Origin of the sequence: Cupriavidus alkaliphilus (assembly GCF_900094595.1) — a bacterium.
Taxonomy (GTDB): Bacteria; Pseudomonadota; Gammaproteobacteria; order Burkholderiales; family Burkholderiaceae; genus Cupriavidus; species Cupriavidus alkaliphilus.
This window is the reverse complement of record NZ_FMAD01000003.1, coordinates 435,974-452,893: the sequence shown is the minus strand read 5'-3', so window position 1 is coordinate 452,893 and position 16,920 is coordinate 435,974. Positions and strand designations below refer to the sequence as shown.

Sequence of the window (16,920 nt, the reverse complement as noted above, 5' to 3'; positions counted from 1 at the left end):
GAGACGGCGCCAATGCTGAGCTGGATGGTATGGACCACACCGGTGGCGGTGTTCTTTGGCTGCATCGTGGTGATGCTGGTCGGCATGACGATCCTGGAAATCCGCTCGCCGTCGGTGCTGCGCAAGGGCTTCCTGCCGATCGCCACCACCCGCGGCGACCGGCTCTTCATCGGGCTGATGTGCGCGGCGTGGATCAACCTGGCGTGGGTCGGGCTGGGCGGGAAGGTCGCCGCCTGGCTGTCGCTGCCGGAAGAACCCTCGGTGTGGATCAGCTTCGTGGCTTCGATGCTGGTGCTGGCGCTGATCCTGCGCAAGGGCTAGCGCCGCGGCGGCCGGCATTGACAGGCATTGAACAAGCATGACAGGGAAACGCGGCTTGTCCCCACCCCGGGGCCGCCACCCACGACACGACCGGGGCAGGGGATTCTTGAGGAGACACCGATGAAAGTGCACGTGACGTTGGGGATGTCAGCCCTTGCCTGCGCGGCCGCGCTGGCTTGCGGTTCCGCCTTGGCGGGCGAAGCGGAAGCGAAGAAGTGGATCGACAACGAGTTCCAGCCCTCGTCGCTGTCCAAGGACAAGCAGGCGGCGGAAATGAAGTGGTTCATCGATGCCGCGGCCCGGCTCAAGGCCAAGGGCGTCACGCAGATCAACGTGGTGTCGGAGACCATCACCACGCACGAGTACGAATCCAAGACCCTGGCCAAGGCGTTCGAGGAAATTACCGGCATCAAGGTCAACCATGACCTGATCCAGGAAGGCGACGTGGTCGAGAAGCTGCAGACCTCGATGCAATCCGGCAAGTCTATCTACGATGGCTGGATCTCCGACTCCGACCTGATCGGCACGCACTACCGCTATGGCTCGATCCTGCCGCTGACCGACTACATGAACGGCGCCGGCAAGGAGTGGACCAATCCCGGGCTGGATGTGAAGGACTTTATCGGCACCAAGTTCACCACCGCGCCGGATGGCAAGCTGTACCAGCTGCCCGACCAGCAGTTCGCCAACCTGTACTGGTTCCGCGCCGACTGGTTCGCGCGCAAGGACCTGCAGGACAAGTTCAAGGCCAAGTACGGCTACGACCTGGGCGTGCCGACCAACTGGTCCGCCTATGAGGACATCGCCAACTTCTTCACCAACGACGTGAAGGAGATCGACGGCAAGAAGGTCTACGGCCATATGGACTACGGCAAGAAGGACCCGTCGCTGGGGTGGCGCTTCACCGACGCCTGGCTGTCGATGGCCGGCACCGCCGACAAGGGCCTGCCCAACGGCATGCCGGTGGACGAGTGGGGCATCCGCGTGGCCGAGGACAAGTGCACGCCGGTCGGCGCCTCGGTGGCGCGCGGGGGCGCCACCAACAGCCCGGCGGCGGTCTACGCGCTGACCAAGTACATCGACTGGATGAAGAAGTACGCCCCGCCGCAGGCCATGGGCATGACCTTCTCCGAAGCCGGCCCGGTGCCCGCGCAGGGCCAGGTGGCGCAGCAGATCTTCTGGTACACGGCCTTTACCGCCGACATGACCAAGAAGGGCCTGCCGGTGGTCAACGCCGACGGTTCGCCCAAGTGGCGCATGACGCCGTCGCCGTACGGCCCGTACTGGAAGCAGGGCATGCAGAACGGCTACCAGGACGTGGGTTCCTGGACCTTCTTCAAGAACACCGATCCCAACAAGCTGGCCGGCGCGTGGCTGTATGCGCAGTTCGTGACCTCGAAGACGGTATCGCTGAAGAAGTCGCTGACCGGGCTCACCTTTATCCGCGACAGCGACATCCATCACGACTACCTGACCAAGAACGCGGCCAAGTATGGCGGCCTGGTCGAGTTCTACCGCAGCCCCGCGCGCGTGGCGTGGACCCCGACCGGCACCAACGTGCCGGATTATCCGAAGCTGGCCCAGCTGTGGTGGAAGAACGTGGCCACCGCGGTGACCGGCGAGAAGACGCCGCAAGCCGCGATGGACACGCTCGCCGAAGAGATGGACCAGGTCATGGCGCGCCTGCAGCGCGCCGGCATGAGCCATTGCGCGCCCAAGCTGAACGCGAAGGGCGATCCGGGCAAGTGGCTGTCGAACGACCACGCGCCGTGGAAGAAGCTCGCCAACGAGAAGCCCAAGGGCGAGACCATTCCGTACGACAAGCTGCTGCAGGCGTGGAAGGAGGGGCAGGTGCGCTGAGGGATCTTGGGCTGCGGCAAGCGTCCGGCCCAGCATGACCCATTGGGTGCTCTCCTCTCCCGCTCGCGGGAGAGGGCAGCAACCCCGCCGCATTCATCCCGTCGGCGCTAGCCCGCTTGCGATGCCAGGCCGGACGGCTCTGCCGTATCGGCCGCCTGCGCGGCATAGCGCGCCTTGCCATGCCGCTTGGCTTGATACAGCGCCATGTCGGCGTGCAGGAACAGCTCGCTCACGGTCATGGCGTGTCGCGCATCGCGTAGCGCCGCGCCGACGCTGGCCGATGCCGCCAGCGTCTGGCCATCGATCACGAAGGGCATGCGCGCGGCCTGCACGATGGTGTTGGCCACCGACGCCATGGCATGGCGGTCGGCAATGCCGTCCAGGATCACCGCGAACTCGTCGCCGCCGATGCGCGCGACGGCATCGCCCTTGCGCACGCAGGCACGCAGGCGCTGCGCGAACGCCACCAGCAGCTGATCCCCGATCGGGTGGCCGTAGGTGTCGTTGACCGCCTTGAAGTCGTCCAGGTCCACCAGCAGCAGCGCCAGCGGGCACGCGCCGGCGCCTGCGCGTGCCATGGCTTCGGCCAGGCGCCGGTCGAAGCCCTTGCGGTTGAGCAGGCCGGTCAGGTAGTCAGAGACGGTCTGTGCTTCCAGGCTGCGCAGCTTTTCGCGCTCGTGCGTGACGTTGCGCCCGAACATGTGCAGGCCGACCACGGTGTCCTGGGCATCGTTCCACGCCGGCTGGCAGGTGATCTCGATGTATTCGGTGCCGTCCGCGCTTTCGCGGGTAAAGGTCACGGCCTGGCCGGTGCCGGCCTGTTGCAGGTAGGTCTGGCAGGCCAGGTATTCCTGCGTGCCCCACAGCTCGCGCAGCGACAGCCCGACGATCTGCTGCGCCGGCAAGCCATACCGCCGTGCATACGCCTCGTTGACGAAGACGTAGCGCTGCTGCATGTCGATGAAGGAGATAAAGTCCGGCACATGGTTGGCAATTGCCTCGATGCGCTTCTCGCTGGCGGCGGCACGGTCCTTGGCGGCCTGCAGCGCGGCCTCGCGCTCCGACAGCTGGGCCACGACCTCGGCGAAGCTCGACGCCAGTTCGCCGATCTCGTCGGCACGGCCGACCGGCAGGTCCGCCACCGCTTTCGGGTCGGTGCCGAGCTGGCGCACCGCGCGGTGCAGCCGCTGCAGCGGCGCCAGCAGCCGCCACATCACCAGCCACATCAGCCCGGCCGTGATCGCCATGGTGATCGCCCCCATCACCAGCGTCTGCTTGCGCACTTTGAGCAGCGGTGCATAGGCTTCGGCCGCGGGCAGGACTGCGACCACCTCCCAGCCGTTGGACGCCAGCAGGTGGCGTGCGACGATGGGCTGGGTCGGCGTCAGGATTTCCAGCAGCGCGGGCGGCTGCTCGGCGCCGCAGGCTTCGCCGATGGCGCGCGCCGGCGCCAGCAGGCGCGACACGTCCGGATGCATCGCATAGCGGGGGTTGGTGCCGGAAGACACCAGGCAGAAGCTGCCGGTAGTGCCGACCCGGCTGTGCGACAGCTCGCGCAGGAAGTTGCTGTCCGCCAGATTCAGCACGCCCCCGACCACGCCGCGCAGTTCGCCTGCGGGGCCCAGCATCGGCACCGCCAGCACCACGCCCGGGGCATCGGTCTGTTTGCCCTGGATCAGGTCCGACACCACGAATGACTGGCCATGCAGGACATCGCGGAAATAGTCGCGGTCGTTGACGCGCAGGCGCACGCCGTCCGGCACGGCGGTGCTGAATATCAGTTCGCCATCGGGCGAAGCCAGGAACACGGCATTGAAGGTCTCGGGAATTTCCACCAGCCCCTGCGCCGCGCGGCGCAAGTCGGCCGGTCTGGCGGCATGGGCGGCAGAGAACTGGCGCGCCAGCCGGTGCAGCACGGCGGCGCGGCCCTGCAGCTTTTCATCGAGCTGCTCGGCGACCATCTCGACCAGCGTATCCTGCTGCGCCTGCAGCAGGTTCTTCAGGCTGTCATAGGCGTAATACTGGGCGTAGAGCGCGCGCAGCACGATGATGAGCGTTACCACCCCCGCCGTGGCCAACGCCATCCGATACTTCAAAGAGTGCTGCATGATTGACTTTTTTCTTGTGCGCACTGACCCGGTGTTCCGCGTTCATCGACCGGCTCGCGATCAGAATCGCCAGTTCGGTGACGCGGTAAGAAGGTTAGCAGAAGTCAAGCAACATTTCGAAACTGTTTGCAACAGCAGTGGAGTGCAATTCCGCCGACGCGAGGTGCTTGTGCAAAGGGTGAAGGAGTCGGATGCGGAAATGAAAAAAGCCAGCGCAAGGCTGGCTTTTTGAAACTGGTGGGTGGTACAGGGATTGAACCTGTGACCCCTGCCGTGTGAAGGCAGTGCTCTACCGCTGAGCTAACCACCCCTGTCTGCGTCGTCGTTGCCGTCGTGCAGCAGAGAAATGAGATTATGCAGAGCTTCTTGTATCTTGTAAAGCCCTTTTTTGAATTTTCTTTAGGCGGCCAACGTTCCCGGGGGCTTCGGCCGGGTCGTCCTGCCATACCGTCTTGCCGCCGCTGGCTTTGTCCAGTCCCTTCAGCAGGGCGAGATGGGCCTGCTGTTCTTCGTCGGTGGCGCGCAGCACGGGCAGGGCTAGCCGGGACAGGTCGGCGGTGGTGACCACGCCGCCCTGGCCGCTGGCGCTGTCGAGCGTGTCGATCACCAGTGAATCCTGACCGCGCGTCATGGCCAGGTAGACCTCGGCCAGCAGTTCGGCATCCAGCAGCGCGCCGTGCAGGGTGCGGTGGGCGTTGCTGACGCCGAGGCGTTCGCACAGCGCATCCAGCGAATTGCGCTTGCCCGGGAACATCTGGCGGGCCTCGCGCAGGGTATCGATCACGTTGCCGACATGCTGGCGGAACGGCGGCAGGCCCAGCAGCTGGAATTCCATGTCGAGGAAGCCCAGGTCGAACTGTGCGTTGTGGATGATCAGCTCGGCGTCCTGCACGAACTCGCGGATGTCGTGAACGACCTCGGCAAAGCGCGGCTTGTCGGCCAGGAATTCCACGGTGATGCCGTGCACGGCGATCGCGCCCTCGTCGATATCACGCTCGGGGTTGACGTAGAAGTGCAGGTGGCGGCCCGTCAGGCGGCGGTTCATCAGCTCGACGCAGCCGATTTCGATCAGGCGGTCGCCGGTGGCGGCATTCAGGCCGGTGGTTTCGGTATCGAGAACGATTTGTCGCATGGCGGGCATTCTAGCGGAGCGGGGCGGGCGTTCCGCGCTTGTTGTTGGTGGTGCTGCAGGTTGCGGTCAGCGGCCGATCGATTCGACGCCGCGGTTGGCCAGCGCGTCGGCGCGCTCGTTGCCGGGGTGGCCGTTGTGGCCGCGCACCCAGTGCCACGAGATCTGGTGCGGTTGCGCCAGGGTGTCCAGCGTCTGCCACAGGTCGGCGTTCTTGACCGGCTTCTTGTCGGCGGTCTTCCAGCCGCGCGCCTTCCAGCCGGGCAGCCACTCGCTGATGCCTTTCTGCACGTACTGGGAATCGGTATAGACGCGCACCACGCAGGGCCGCTTGAGCGCGCGCAGCGCTTCGATCACCGCGGTCATTTCCATGCGGTTGTTGGTGGTGTTCGGCTCGCCGCCGAACAGCTCTTTCTCGCTGGTGCCGGCGACGAGCACCGCGCCCCAGCCGCCGCGGCCGGGATTGCCCTTGCAGGCGCCGTCGGAGTAGATCGTGACTTCTTGCATGTGATTCCGTGGTGGCCACCCGCGGGGCGGGTGGCGCATTGTGGGGCGGGACAGGCGGATAGCGCGCGCGGCCGGACCGCGTCAGTGCTCTCTGCCCGGAGCCTTGCCATGGGTGCCGGTGGGGGTGGCCACCGGCGCCGACACCGGCGCCAGCGCCGGCTTGCTCTTCCACGCCGGTCCGACCAGCCGGATATTGCGCACGCGCTTGATCGCCGAAATCATATAGACCGCGCCGAAGATCGGCCACCAGCGGTCGCCGGCCTTTTCCATGAAGGCCGCGCGCTGCAGCCAGCGGTCGGTGCGGTACGGCGGGCAATAGCAGCCGAAGCGGCCGCGGATGATATCGAAGCCGAGCAGCTTGAGCCAGTCCTTGATGCGCACGAAGCCGATCTGCTGCGCGTCGGTCGGCAGGAACGGCGTGGCGCCGAGCCGGTTCATGCCCTGGCGCGCGCCCCACAGGCTCATCGGGTTGAAGCAGGTGACCACCACGCGGCCCTCGGGCATCAGCACCCGCGAGACTTCGCGCAGCACTTCATGCGGGTCTTCGGCAAACTCCAGGATGTGGGGCAGGGTGACCAGGTCGATGCTCTGGGTGTCGAACGGCAGTTCGTCGAAGCGGCACAGCAGCTGGCGCGCATCCGGATGTGCGGCACGCGGCCCGTGCGGGCCGCTGGACGGATCCAGCGCCAGCGCCGAGAACGGCATCCGGTTCTCGCGCAGGGTATCGATATAGGGCAGGCCGAACTGCACTGCGTGATAGCCGAAGATGTCGGCCACGGTCCGGTCGTACTGCTGCGCCTCCCAGCGCAGCATGTACTCGCCGGGCGGCGAGGCCAGCCAGTCTTCCCAGCTTACAATCGGGTGATTGGGACGATTGGACATAGGAGCATGCGCATGTTGAAGGTTGAGCCGATCCCGGCGTTCCAGGATAACTATATCTGGGCCATCCACGACGGGCACAGCGCCGCCGTGGTCGATCCTGGCGAGGCCGCGCCGGTGGAGCGCTTCCTGGCGCAAAGCGGTCTGGCTCTGGGCGCTATTGTAATCACCCATCACCACGGCGATCACCAGGGCGGCGTGGCCGAGCTGCTGGCGGCGCATCCGCGCGCACCCTCGGGCGAACCGCTGCCGGTGCTGGGGCCGGCGGGCGAGCGTATCGGCGGGCGCACCCGGGCGCTGCGCGAGGGCGACGTGGCGACGCTCGACGCGCCGGCACTGACGCTGCGCGTGCTGGACGTGCCCGGCCACACCGCCGGCCACATCGCCTATGTCGCCGACCTCGGCGAAGCCGGCCCGGCAGTGTTTTGCGGCGATACGCTGTTCGCCAGCGGCTGCGGGCGCCTGTTCGAAGGCACGCCGGCGCAGATGCTGGCGTCGCTGGACAAGCTGGCGGCGCTTCCCGGCGACACCCGCGTCTATTGCGCGCACGAATACACGCGCAGCAATGTGCGCTTCGCGCGCGCGGTGGAGCCCGGCAATGCCGCGCTCGAGGCATGGGAGCAGCGCGTCGAGGTGCTGCGCGCCGCAGACCAGCCGACGCTGCCGACCACCATCGCCCACGAGCGCCAGGTCAACCCTTTCCTGCGCTCGCGCGAACCGGCGGTGCGCGCCGCGGTGTCGGCCCATGGGGGCACCACCGCGGGGGATGCGCAGGCGTTCGGCGCGCTGCGCGGCTGGAAGGACAATTTCCGCTGACCGCGCGCAGGTCGCCATGGCTTGTGCCACAAGGCATGGCGGCCGGCGGCCGGATACTGTCTATGTGGAAAATCTGATTGACGCGATACGCGGTTTTTTTTAGCATCACGCAACCTTTTAGCGTCACGATTTGAGAACTTAATGAAAATTGGTCGATTACTGGCGGTGGTCGCGTGCGCCGCGCTGCTTGCAGCGTGCGCCAGCACCCCCACGCCGCCTGAAGGCGCCGACGGTGCCGCGACCGCCCAGACTGCCAGGCGCCAGGACCCGCTCAACACCCTCAGCGACAAGTCCGCGCTCTCTTCCACTTCCACCATCAATGTCGACCAGGGCGGCCTGGACTGGCTGCGCGGCCCGTCCAGCGATATCTGGGACCGCATCCGGCGCGGCTTTGCCATGACGGACCTGGAGGGCACGCTGGTCGACGATCGCACCCAGTGGTATGCGCAGCGGCCGGAGTACATGGAACGGATGGTCGGGCGCTCGAGCCGCTACCTCTATCACATCGTCGAGGAGCTGGAGCAGCGCAAGATGCCGACCGAGCTGGCGCTGCTGCCGTTCGTCGAGAGCGCGTTCAATCCGCAGGCACAGTCCACCGCGAAGGCGGCCGGGATGTGGCAGTTCATTCCGAGCACGGGCAAGTCGTACAACCTGAAGCAGAACATGTTCCGCGACGAGCGCCGCGACGTGCTGGCCTCGACCGACGCCGCGCTCGACTACCTGGCGCGGCTCTACGACATGTTCGGCGACTGGCACCTGGCGCTGGCGGCTTACAACTGGGGCGAGGGCGCGGTGTCGCGGGCGATTGCGCGCAACCAGGCGCGCGGGCTGCCGACCGACTATGCCAGCCTGCCGATGCCCAACGAGACGCGCTACTACGTGCCCAAGCTGCAGGCGGTCAAGAACATCATCGCCAACCCGGCCGCGTACGGCGTCAAGCTGCCCGAGATCCCGGACCACCCGTACTTCGTCACGGTCACCACCTCGCGCGACATCGACGTGAACCTGGCCGCCAAGCTGGCCGACATGTCGGTGGAGGAGTTCAAGGCACTGAACCCGTCGTTCAACCGGCCGGTGATCCTGGGCGCATCGAACCCGCAGATCCTGCTGCCGTTCGATAACGCCGAGCGCTTCCAGTACAACTTGAACACCTATCGCGGCGGGCTGTCGAGCTGGGCCGCGGTGACGGTGGACAGCCGTGAGCGCGTCGAGTCGCTGGCGGCTCGCCTGAATGTCGATGCCGACACGCTGCGCGAGATCAACAGCATCCCCAAGGGCATGCGCCTGAAGGCGGGCTCGACCGTGATGATCCCGCGTTCGGGCCGGCATGACCAGGACATCAGCGCCACCCTCGCCGACAGCGCCATGCTGGCGATGGAGCCGGACCTGCCCGATGCGCGCCGCGTGGTGGTGCGTGCCAGCCGGCGCGATACCGTGGCGACCGTGGCGCGGCGCTATGGCGTCTCGGCGGGGCAGGTGCAGTCCTGGAACAAGCTCTCCGGCACCAAGCTGGTGGCCGGGCAGAGCCTGGTGCTGATGGTGCCGGTGCGCGGCGCCGGCGCCGTGCGCGCGGCCCGTGCCGAGCGCGCGGACCGGGCCGAGCGGGCCGAACGCGTCGAGCATGCCAGCCGCAAGGAACCGGCCGGCAAGGGCGGCAAGGTGGTGCGGGTCTCCGCCAAGGGCAAGGCCGACACGCGCCAGCGTGTGGTGGTCGAGGCCTCGCCGCGACGCGCTGGCAAGGCCCCGGCCGTGGCCAAGGTGTCGGCCAAGACCACCACCAAGGCCAGCGCCAAGGGCGTCAAGGCGCGCTGACACAGTCGCCGGCGCGACGGTGGCACAGCAAAAGGGGCGATGCCGGCGGCACGCCCCTTTTTTCATGTGCCGGCGCCGCCCCGTGCGGCAGCGCGCGGAAACCGTAGCCACGAGCGTGCGGGCCGGTGGCAAACTACGGGCATAACCCAACGACCGCAGACGCGGAGGAGACAGACATGACGGCAAGCCATGCCGTGCATGCCCGTTCGCTGGCCGACCCCGAGGGGTTCTGGGCCGAACAGGCGGCACGCATCGACTGGGAAACCCCGTTCAGCCAGGTGCTCGACAACAGCCGCGCGCCCTTCACGCGCTGGTTCGTCGGCGGGCGCACCAACCTGTGCCACAACGCGGTCGACCGCCATCTGGCGGCCCGCGCCAGCCAGCCGGCGCTGCACTGGGTCTCGACCGAGACCGACCAGGCCCGCAGCTTCACCTACGCCGAACTGCACGACGAGGTCAGCCGCATGGCGGCGACCCTGCAGGGGCTGGGCGTGCAGCGAGGCGACCGCGTGCTGATCTACATGCCGATGATCCCGGAAGCGGCCTTCGCGATGCTGGCGTGCGCGCGCATCGGCGCCATCCATTCGGTGGTGTTCGGCGGCTTTGCCTCGGTCAGCCTGGCCGCGCGCATCGAGGATGCCCGCCCGCGCGTGGTGGTCAGCGCCGACGCCGGCTCGCGCGCGGGCAAGGTGGTGCCCTACAAGCCGCTGCTGGACGAGGCCATCCGGTTGTCGTCGCACCAGCCCGAGAAGGTGCTGCTGGTGGACCGGCAGCTGGCGGACATGCCCCGCACCGCAGGCCGCGATGAAGACTACGCGGCGTGGCGCGAGCGCGTCGCCGGCGTGCAGGTGCCGTGCGTGTGGCTGGAGTCGGGCGAGCCGTCCTATGTGCTCTATACCTCGGGCACCACCGGCAAGCCCAAGGGCGTGCAGCGCGATACCGGCGGCTATGCGGTGGCGCTGGCCACGTCGATGGAATACATCTTTTGCGGCAAGGCCGGCGACACCATGTTCACCGCGTCGGACATCGGCTGGGTGGTGGGGCACAGCTATATCGTCTATGGCCCGCTGCTGGCCGGCATGGCGACGCTGATGTATGAGGGCACGCCGATCCGGCCCGACGGCGGCATCCTGTGGCGCCTGGTCGAGCAATACCGGGTCAACCTGATGTTCAGCGCCCCGACCGCGATCCGCGTGCTGAAAAAGCAGGATCCGGCGTGGCTGACGCGCTACGACCTGTCCAGCCTGCGCCTGTTGTTCCTGGCCGGCGAGCCGCTCGACGAGCCCACCGCGCGCTGGATCCAGGACGGCCTGGGCAAGCCCGTGGTCGACAACTACTGGCAGACCGAATCCGGCTGGCCCATCATCGCGATCCAGCGCGGCCTGGAGGCGTTGCCGCCCAAGCTGGGCTCGCCCGGCGTGCCGGCCTACGGCTACGACCTGAAGATCGTCGACGAAAACACCGGCGCGGAATGCCCGCCGGGTCAGAAGGGCGTGGTTGCCATCGACGGCCCGCTGCCGCCGGGATGCATGAGCACGGTCTGGGGCGACGATGACCGCTTCGTGCGCACTTACTGGCAGGCGGTGCCGAACCGCCTGTGCTATTCCACCTTCGACTGGGGCGTGCGCGACGCCGACGGCTACGTCTTTATCCTGGGTCGCACCGACGACGTGATCAATGTCGCCGGCCACCGGCTGGGCACGCGCGAGATCGAGGAAAGCCTGTCGTCCAGCGCCGCGGTGGCCGAGGTGGCCGTGGTGGGGGTGCAGGACGCGCTCAAGGGGCAGGTGGCGATGGCGTTCTGCATCGCCCGCGATCCGGCGCGCACCGCCACGCCGGAGGCGCGGCTGGCGCTGGAGGGCGAGCTGATGAAGACGGTCGAGCAGCAACTGGGCGCGGTGGCCCGCCCGGCGCGCGTGTTGTTCGTCAATGCGCTGCCGAAGACGCGGTCCGGCAAGCTGCTGCGGCGCGCCATGCAGGCCGTGGCCGAGGGCCGCGACCCGGGCGACCTGACGACGATCGAAGATCCGGGCGCGCTGGAACAGCTGCAGGCCGCGTTGAAAGGCTAGCCGGCAGGGCGATGGGGGTGTCGCACGCGGCACACCGCATCGTCGCCTTGCCATCGGTCGTGATGCAGTCTAATATTTGAAGTATAAAATATTTAATCTTGATCTAGATGGCGGTGTCGTCGGGGATTCGGTGCACGTATGTGCGGCGCGCCCGGCACAGCCGGCAGGAGGCAACAGATGCGCGTGCTTTGTATTGGCGGAGGCCCCGCCGGCCTGTACTTCGGCCTGCTGATGAAACTGCAGGATCCGGCCAACGAGGTCATCGTGGTCGAGCGCAACCGACCCTACGACACCTTCGGCTGGGGCGTGGTGTTTTCGGACGCCACCATGGACAACCTGAAGCAAGCCGACCCGGCCAGCGCCAGCGAGATCAACGCCGCCTTCAACCACTGGGACGATATCGACATCCATATCGGCGGGCGCACCATCCGCTCGGGCGGCCATGGCTTTATCGGCATCGGCCGCAAGCGCCTGCTGAACATCCTGCAGGCGCGTTGCGAAGCGCTCGGGGTGAAGCTGGTGTTCGAGACCGATGTATCCGACGACCAGGCGCTGGCGATGCAATACCAGGCCGACCTGGTGATCGCCTCGGACGGCCTGAACAGCCGCATCCGCACCCGCTATGCCGACACCTTCCGGCCGGATATCGATACGCGCCAGTGCCGCTTTGTCTGGCTCGGCACGCACAAGCTGTTCGACGCCTTCACCTTTGCCTTTGAAAAGACCGAGCACGGCTGGTTCCAGGCGCATGCCTACCGCTTCGACGACAACACCTCGACCTTTATCGTCGAGACCCCGGAAGCGGTCTGGCGCGCCGCCGGCATCGAGCAGATGAGCCAGGAAGAGGGCGTGGCCTACTGCGAGAAGCTGTTCGCGCGCTACCTCGACGGCAACAAGCTGATGAGCAACGCGGCGCACCTGCGCGGCTCGGCGATCTGGATCCGCTTCCCGCGCGTGATCTGCCGCCAATGGGTGCACTGGAACACCTTGCCCGACGGCCGCCGCGTGCCGGTGGTGCTGATGGGCGATGCCGCGCACACCGCGCATTTCTCGATCGGCTCCGGTACCAAGCTGGCGCTCGAGGATGCCATCGACCTGGCCGAAGAGATCCGTGGCAGCGGCCACGACGGCCTGCCCGACGCGCTGGCGCGCTATGAAGCCACGCGCGGGGTCGAGGTGCTGAAGATCCAGAACGCGGCGCGCAACTCGACCGAGTGGTTCGAGAACGTCGAGCGCTATGCCGGCAGCCTGCCGCCGGAGCAGTTCGCCTACTCGCTGCTGACGCGTTCGCAGCGGATTTCGCATGAAAACCTGCGCGTGCGCGATGCCGGCTATGTCGCGCAGTTCGAGCACTGGCTGGCACAGCAGGCCGGGGTGCCGGCCGACAGCCTGCGACTGCAGGCGCACCAGCCGCTGCCGCCGATGTTCACGCCGTTCCGGCTGCGCGGCGTCACGCTGAAGAACCGCGTGGTGGTGTCGCCCATGGCAATGTACTCCTGCAACGATGGCGTGCCGGGCGACTTCCACCTGGTCCACCTGGGCTCGCGCGCGCTTGGCGGCGCCGGCATGGTGGTGGCGGAGATGACCTGCGTCTCGCCCGACGCGCGCATCACGCCGGGCTGCCCGGGCTTGTGGAGCGATGAACAGCGCGACGCGTGGAAGCGCATCGTCGATTTCGTCCATGCCAACAGCGATGCCCGTATCGCCATGCAGATCGGCCACTCCGGCCGCAAGGGATCGACGCAACTCGGCTGGGAAGCGATGGACCACCCGCTGCCGCAGGGGAACTGGCCGGTGATGTCGGCTTCGCCACTGCCGTACCTGCCAGGCGAATCGCAGACCCCGCGCGAGATGACGCGCGCCGACATGGACCGCGTGCGCGACGACTTCGTGGCCAGCGCCCGGCGCGCGGCCGAAGCGGGCTTCGACTGGCTCGAGCTGCACTGCGCGCACGGCTACCTGCTGTCGAGCTTTATCTCGCCGCTGACCAATACGCGCAACGACGAATACGGCGGCCCGCTGGCGGCGCGGCTGCGCTATCCGCTGGAAGTGTTCGGGGCCGTGCGCGCGGTATGGCCGCAGGACAAGCCGATGTCGGTGCGCATCTCGGCGCACGACTGGGTCGAAGGCGGCATCACGCCCGACGACGCGGTCGAGATCGCCCGGGCCTTCAAGGCCGCGGGCGCCGACATGATCGATTGCTCGTCGGGGCAGGTCAGCCCGGACCAGGCGCCGGTGTATGGCCGCATGTACCAGACGCCGTTCGCCGATCGCATCCGCAACGAGGCCGGCATCGCTACCATCGCGGTCGGCGCTATCTTTGAAGCCGACCACGTCGACTCGATCATCGCCGCCGGCCGCGCCGACCTGTGCGCGATTGCGCGCCCGCACCTGGCCAACCCCGCGTGGACGCTGCAGGAAGCCGCGCGCATCGGCTACCGCGATATCGCCTGGCCCAAGCAGTACCTGGCGGGCAAGCGGCAGCTGGAAACCAATCTCGAACGCGCCGCGGCGCAGGAGAAGCAGGCATGACGGGCAGCACGGCAACACTGGCCGGCCGGCACGCGCTGGTTACCGGCGGCGGGCGCGGCATCGGCGCGGCGATCGCGCGGCGGCTGCTGGCCGATGGCGCCAGCGTGACCCTGCTGGGGCGCGATTCCGGCACGCTGCAGGCGACGGTACAGGCGCTGCACGGGCAGGCGCCGGCGGGCGCTGTCGTTTCGTTTGTCACGGCCGATATAGTCAATGCCGACAGCGTGGCGCGTGCCTTTGCCACGGCCACGGAACAGGCCGGCACGGTCGCGATGCTGGTCAACAACGCCGGGCAGGCCCACAGCGCACCGTTCCTGAAGACCGATGCCGCGCTGTGGCAGCGCCTGCTCGACGTCAACCTGACCGGCACCTTCCTGTGCACGCAGGCGGCGCTGCCGGCGATGCTCGACGCGGGCTGGGGCCGCATCGTCAACGTGGCCAGCACCGCGGGGCTGATCGGCTATGGCTACGTCAGCGCCTATTGCGCGGCCAAGCATGGCGTGATCGGCCTGACCCGCGCGCTGGCGCTGGAAACCGCGGCCAGGGGCGTGACCGTCAACGCGGTATGCCCGGGCTATACCGAAACCGACATCGTGCGCGACGCGGTGGCCAATATCGTCGGCAAGACCGGCCGCACGGAGGAGCAGGCGCGCGCCGAACTGGCCGCGCGCAATCCGCAGCGCCGGCTGGTGCAGCCCGACGAGGTGGCCGACGCGGTGGCCTGGCTGTGCCAGCCGTCCGCGGCGGCGATCACCGGCCAGGCGATCCCCGTCGCCGGTGGCGAAGTGATGGCAGGCTGAAGCACACTGACTGCAGCAGACAACGAGAGAACCCATGACAGAGATCGCACTCGACATGCGCCACCACAAGCGCAGCTTTGCCGGATACCAGCCCGAGCATTTCCTGTGGTCGGTGTCCGCCGACGGCAAGGTCGGCACCGTGACGCTGAACCGGCCTGAACGCAAGAACCCGCTGACCTTCGACTCCTACGCCGAGCTGCGCGACCTGTTCCGCGGCCTGTGCTACGCCAGCGACATCAAGGCGGTGGTGGTGACGGGCGCCGGCGGCAACTATTGCTCCGGCGGCGACGTGCACGAGATCATCGGCCCGCTGACGCGCATGTCGATGCCGGAGCTGCTCGACTTCACGCGCATGACCGGCGACCTGGTCAAGGCGATGCGCGCGTGCCCGCAGCCGGTGGTGAGCGCGATTGACGGCATCTGCGCCGGCGCCGGCGCGATGATGGCGCTGGCTTCCGATATGCGCCTGGGCACGGCGCAGGCCAAGACCGCGTTCCTGTTCACGCGCGTCGGCCTGGCCGGTGCCGACATGGGCGCGTGCACGCTGCTGCCGCGCGTGATCGGGCAGGGCCGGGCCAGCGAACTGCTGTACACCGGCCGTTCGATGAGCGCGGAGGAAGGGCTGCAGTGGGGTTTCTTCAACGCGCTGCACCCGTCCGAAGCGGTGCTGGCGCAGGCGCAGGCGCTGGCCGCGCAACTGGCGGCCGGACCGACCTTCGCCCACGGCGTGACCAAGAAGCTGCTGCACCAGGAATGGAACATGGGCCTGGACGAAGCCATCGAGGCCGAGGCCGAGGCGCAGGCGATCTGCATGCAGACGCGCGATTTCCGCCGCGCCTATGAGGCCTTCGTCGCCAAGACCAAGCCGGTCTTCGAAGGGGACTGAGCCGCCATGTCCGACAAGACCTACCTCGATCTGCCGCTGTTCGACGATGCCCACCGCGCGCTGGAGCGCGAACTTGACGCATGGTGCGGGCAACACCTGCGGGTCGACCACAGCGATACCGACGCCGCCTGCCGCGCGCTGGTGCGGCAGCTGGGCGAGGCGGGCTGGCTGCGCTACTGCGTGCCGGCCGCGCATGGCGGCGCGCTGCCGGCGCTGGATTCGCGCTCGCTGTGCCTGCTGCGCGAGACGCTGGCGCGCCATGACGGCCTGGCCGACTTTGCCTTTGCCATGCAGGGGCTGGGCTCGGGGGCGATCTCGCTGGCGGGCAGCGACGCGCTGCGCGCGCGCTACCTGCCGCGCGTGGCCCGCGGCGAGGCGATCGCCGCGTTCGCGCTGTCGGAACCCGATGCCGGCTCGGATGTGGCCGCGCTGCAATGCAGCGCGCGGCTGTCCGAAGACGGCAGCCAGTATGTGATCGATGGCGCCAAGACCTGGATCTCGAACGGCGGCATTGCCGACTTCTACTGCGTGTTCGTGCGCACCGGCGAGGCCCCTGGCGCGCGCGGCATAACCGCCCTGGTGGTCGACGCCGACACGCCGGGCCTGACCATCGCCGAGCGCATCGACGTGATGGCGCCGCATCCGCTGGCGACGCTGCGCTTCGACCAGTGCCGCGTGCCGGTGGGCAACCGGCTGGGCGAGGCGGGGCAGGGCTTCAAGGTGGCGATGATGACGCTCGATATCTTCCGCGCTTCGGTGGCGGCGGCGGCGCTGGGCTTCGGCCGCGCCGCGCTGGACGATGCGCTGGCGCGTGCCCGCGCGCGGCCGATGTTCGGCGGCGTGCTGGCCGACCTGCAGCTGACCCAGGCCGCGATCGGCGACATGGCCACCGCCATCGACGCCGCCGCGCTGCTGACCTACCGTGCGGCCTGGCTGCGCGATGTGAAGGGGCAGCGCACCACGCGCGAGGCGGCCATGGCCAAGATGGTCGCGACCGAAAACGCGCAGCAGGTGATCGACCGCGCGGTGCAGATGTTCGGCGGCCTCGGCGTCAAGGTCGGCACGCGCGTGGAAAGCCTGTACCGCGAGATCCGCTCGCTGCGCATCTATGAAGGCGCCACCGAAGTGCAGAAGCTGATCATCGCGCGCGAGACGCTGGCCGGGCAGCAGGCCTGAGCCCGGACCTTGCGCCCCCGCGCCA

Annotated in this window: 14 protein-coding genes and 1 tRNA gene; 10 read left to right on the top strand and 5 right to left on the bottom strand. The window is 68.0% G+C overall.

The genetic code is table 11. The features are described from left to right. Positions 1–12 precede the first annotated feature (12 nt). On the top strand, positions 13–321 hold the full coding sequence (locus tag GA0116996_RS08690) for a DUF2160 domain-containing protein (RefSeq protein WP_092309459.1): 309 nt from the start codon (positions 13–15) through the stop codon (positions 319–321). Positions 322–441: 120 nt separating this feature from the next. Continuing rightward, positions 442–2,181: an ABC transporter substrate-binding protein gene (locus GA0116996_RS08685; RefSeq protein ID WP_425248309.1), complete on the top strand. Its 1,740-nt coding sequence runs from the start codon at positions 442–444 to the stop codon at positions 2,179–2,181. Positions 2,182–2,288: 107 nt separating this feature from the next. Here the strand turns inward: GA0116996_RS08685 and GA0116996_RS08680 are convergent, their stop codons facing one another. After that, a complete protein-coding gene (locus GA0116996_RS08680) occupies positions 2,289–4,265 on the bottom strand; it encodes a diguanylate cyclase domain-containing protein (protein ID WP_165835125.1) in 1,977 nt (658 codons plus the stop codon). A gap of 22 nt (positions 4,266–4,287) precedes the next feature. Between GA0116996_RS08680 and GA0116996_RS27935 the strand changes: the two genes are divergently transcribed. Further along, positions 4,288–4,521, top strand: a complete 234-nt coding sequence (locus GA0116996_RS27935; RefSeq protein ID WP_141693721.1) for a hypothetical protein — start codon at positions 4,288–4,290, stop codon at positions 4,519–4,521. A gap of 3 nt (positions 4,522–4,524) precedes the next feature. Here GA0116996_RS27935 and GA0116996_RS08675 read toward each other — a convergent pair. From GA0116996_RS08675 to GA0116996_RS08660, 4 genes are all read right to left on the bottom strand, one after another. After that, a tRNA-Val gene (locus GA0116996_RS08675) sits at positions 4,525–4,599 on the bottom strand. Positions 4,600–4,641: 42 nt separating this feature from the next. Further along, a complete protein-coding gene (gene dnaQ, locus GA0116996_RS08670; protein ID WP_244159786.1) occupies positions 4,642–5,430 on the bottom strand; it encodes a DNA polymerase III subunit epsilon in 789 nt (262 codons plus the stop codon). Positions 5,431–5,487: 57 nt separating this feature from the next. Then, positions 5,488–5,925: a ribonuclease HI gene (rnhA, locus tag GA0116996_RS08665; protein ID WP_092309453.1), complete on the bottom strand. Its 438-nt coding sequence runs from the start codon at positions 5,923–5,925 to the stop codon at positions 5,488–5,490. Between the two features lie 81 nt (positions 5,926–6,006). Next, positions 6,007–6,807 carry a methyltransferase domain-containing protein gene (locus GA0116996_RS08660; protein WP_092309450.1) on the bottom strand — a complete coding sequence of 267 codons (801 nt, stop codon included), beginning with the start codon at positions 6,805–6,807 and terminating at the stop codon, positions 6,007–6,009. A 12-nt stretch (positions 6,808–6,819) separates the two neighbouring features. Here GA0116996_RS08660 and gloB point away from each other — a divergent pair, with 12 nt between their 5' ends. The 7 genes from gloB to GA0116996_RS08625 all read left to right on the top strand — a co-directional run bounded on the left by gloB (position 6,820) and on the right by GA0116996_RS08625 (position 16,895). After that, the gene (gene gloB, locus GA0116996_RS08655) at positions 6,820–7,620 is read left to right on the top strand and encodes a hydroxyacylglutathione hydrolase (protein WP_092309447.1); all 801 of its coding nucleotides are present in this window, start codon (positions 6,820–6,822) and stop codon (positions 7,618–7,620) included. Between the two features lie 141 nt (positions 7,621–7,761). Continuing rightward, positions 7,762–9,432 (top strand): transglycosylase SLT domain-containing protein, encoded by a 1,671-nt coding sequence (locus tag GA0116996_RS08650; protein ID WP_092309444.1) that lies wholly within the window; start codon positions 7,762–7,764, stop codon positions 9,430–9,432. 125 nt (positions 9,433–9,557) lie between these two features. Beyond that, positions 9,558–11,501, top strand: coding sequence for a propionate--CoA ligase (locus GA0116996_RS08645; protein ID WP_092309442.1), 1,944 nt, complete (start codon positions 9,558–9,560; stop codon positions 11,499–11,501). A 177-nt stretch (positions 11,502–11,678) separates the two neighbouring features. Continuing rightward, positions 11,679–14,033 (top strand): bifunctional salicylyl-CoA 5-hydroxylase/oxidoreductase, encoded by a 2,355-nt coding sequence (locus tag GA0116996_RS08640; protein WP_092309439.1) that lies wholly within the window; start codon positions 11,679–11,681, stop codon positions 14,031–14,033. Then, the gene (locus GA0116996_RS08635) at positions 14,030–14,833 is read left to right on the top strand and encodes an SDR family NAD(P)-dependent oxidoreductase (protein WP_092309436.1); all 804 of its coding nucleotides are present in this window, start codon (positions 14,030–14,032) and stop codon (positions 14,831–14,833) included. Before GA0116996_RS08640 ends, GA0116996_RS08635 begins: the two co-directional genes overlap by 4 nt. A gap of 34 nt (positions 14,834–14,867) precedes the next feature. Further along, positions 14,868–15,719, top strand: coding sequence for an enoyl-CoA hydratase family protein (locus tag GA0116996_RS08630; RefSeq protein WP_092309433.1), 852 nt, complete (start codon positions 14,868–14,870; stop codon positions 15,717–15,719). Positions 15,720–15,725: 6 nt separating this feature from the next. Continuing rightward, on the top strand, positions 15,726–16,895 hold the full coding sequence (locus tag GA0116996_RS08625) for an acyl-CoA dehydrogenase family protein (RefSeq protein ID WP_092309430.1): 1,170 nt from the start codon (positions 15,726–15,728) through the stop codon (positions 16,893–16,895). The last annotated feature ends 25 nt before the right edge of the window (positions 16,896–16,920 follow it).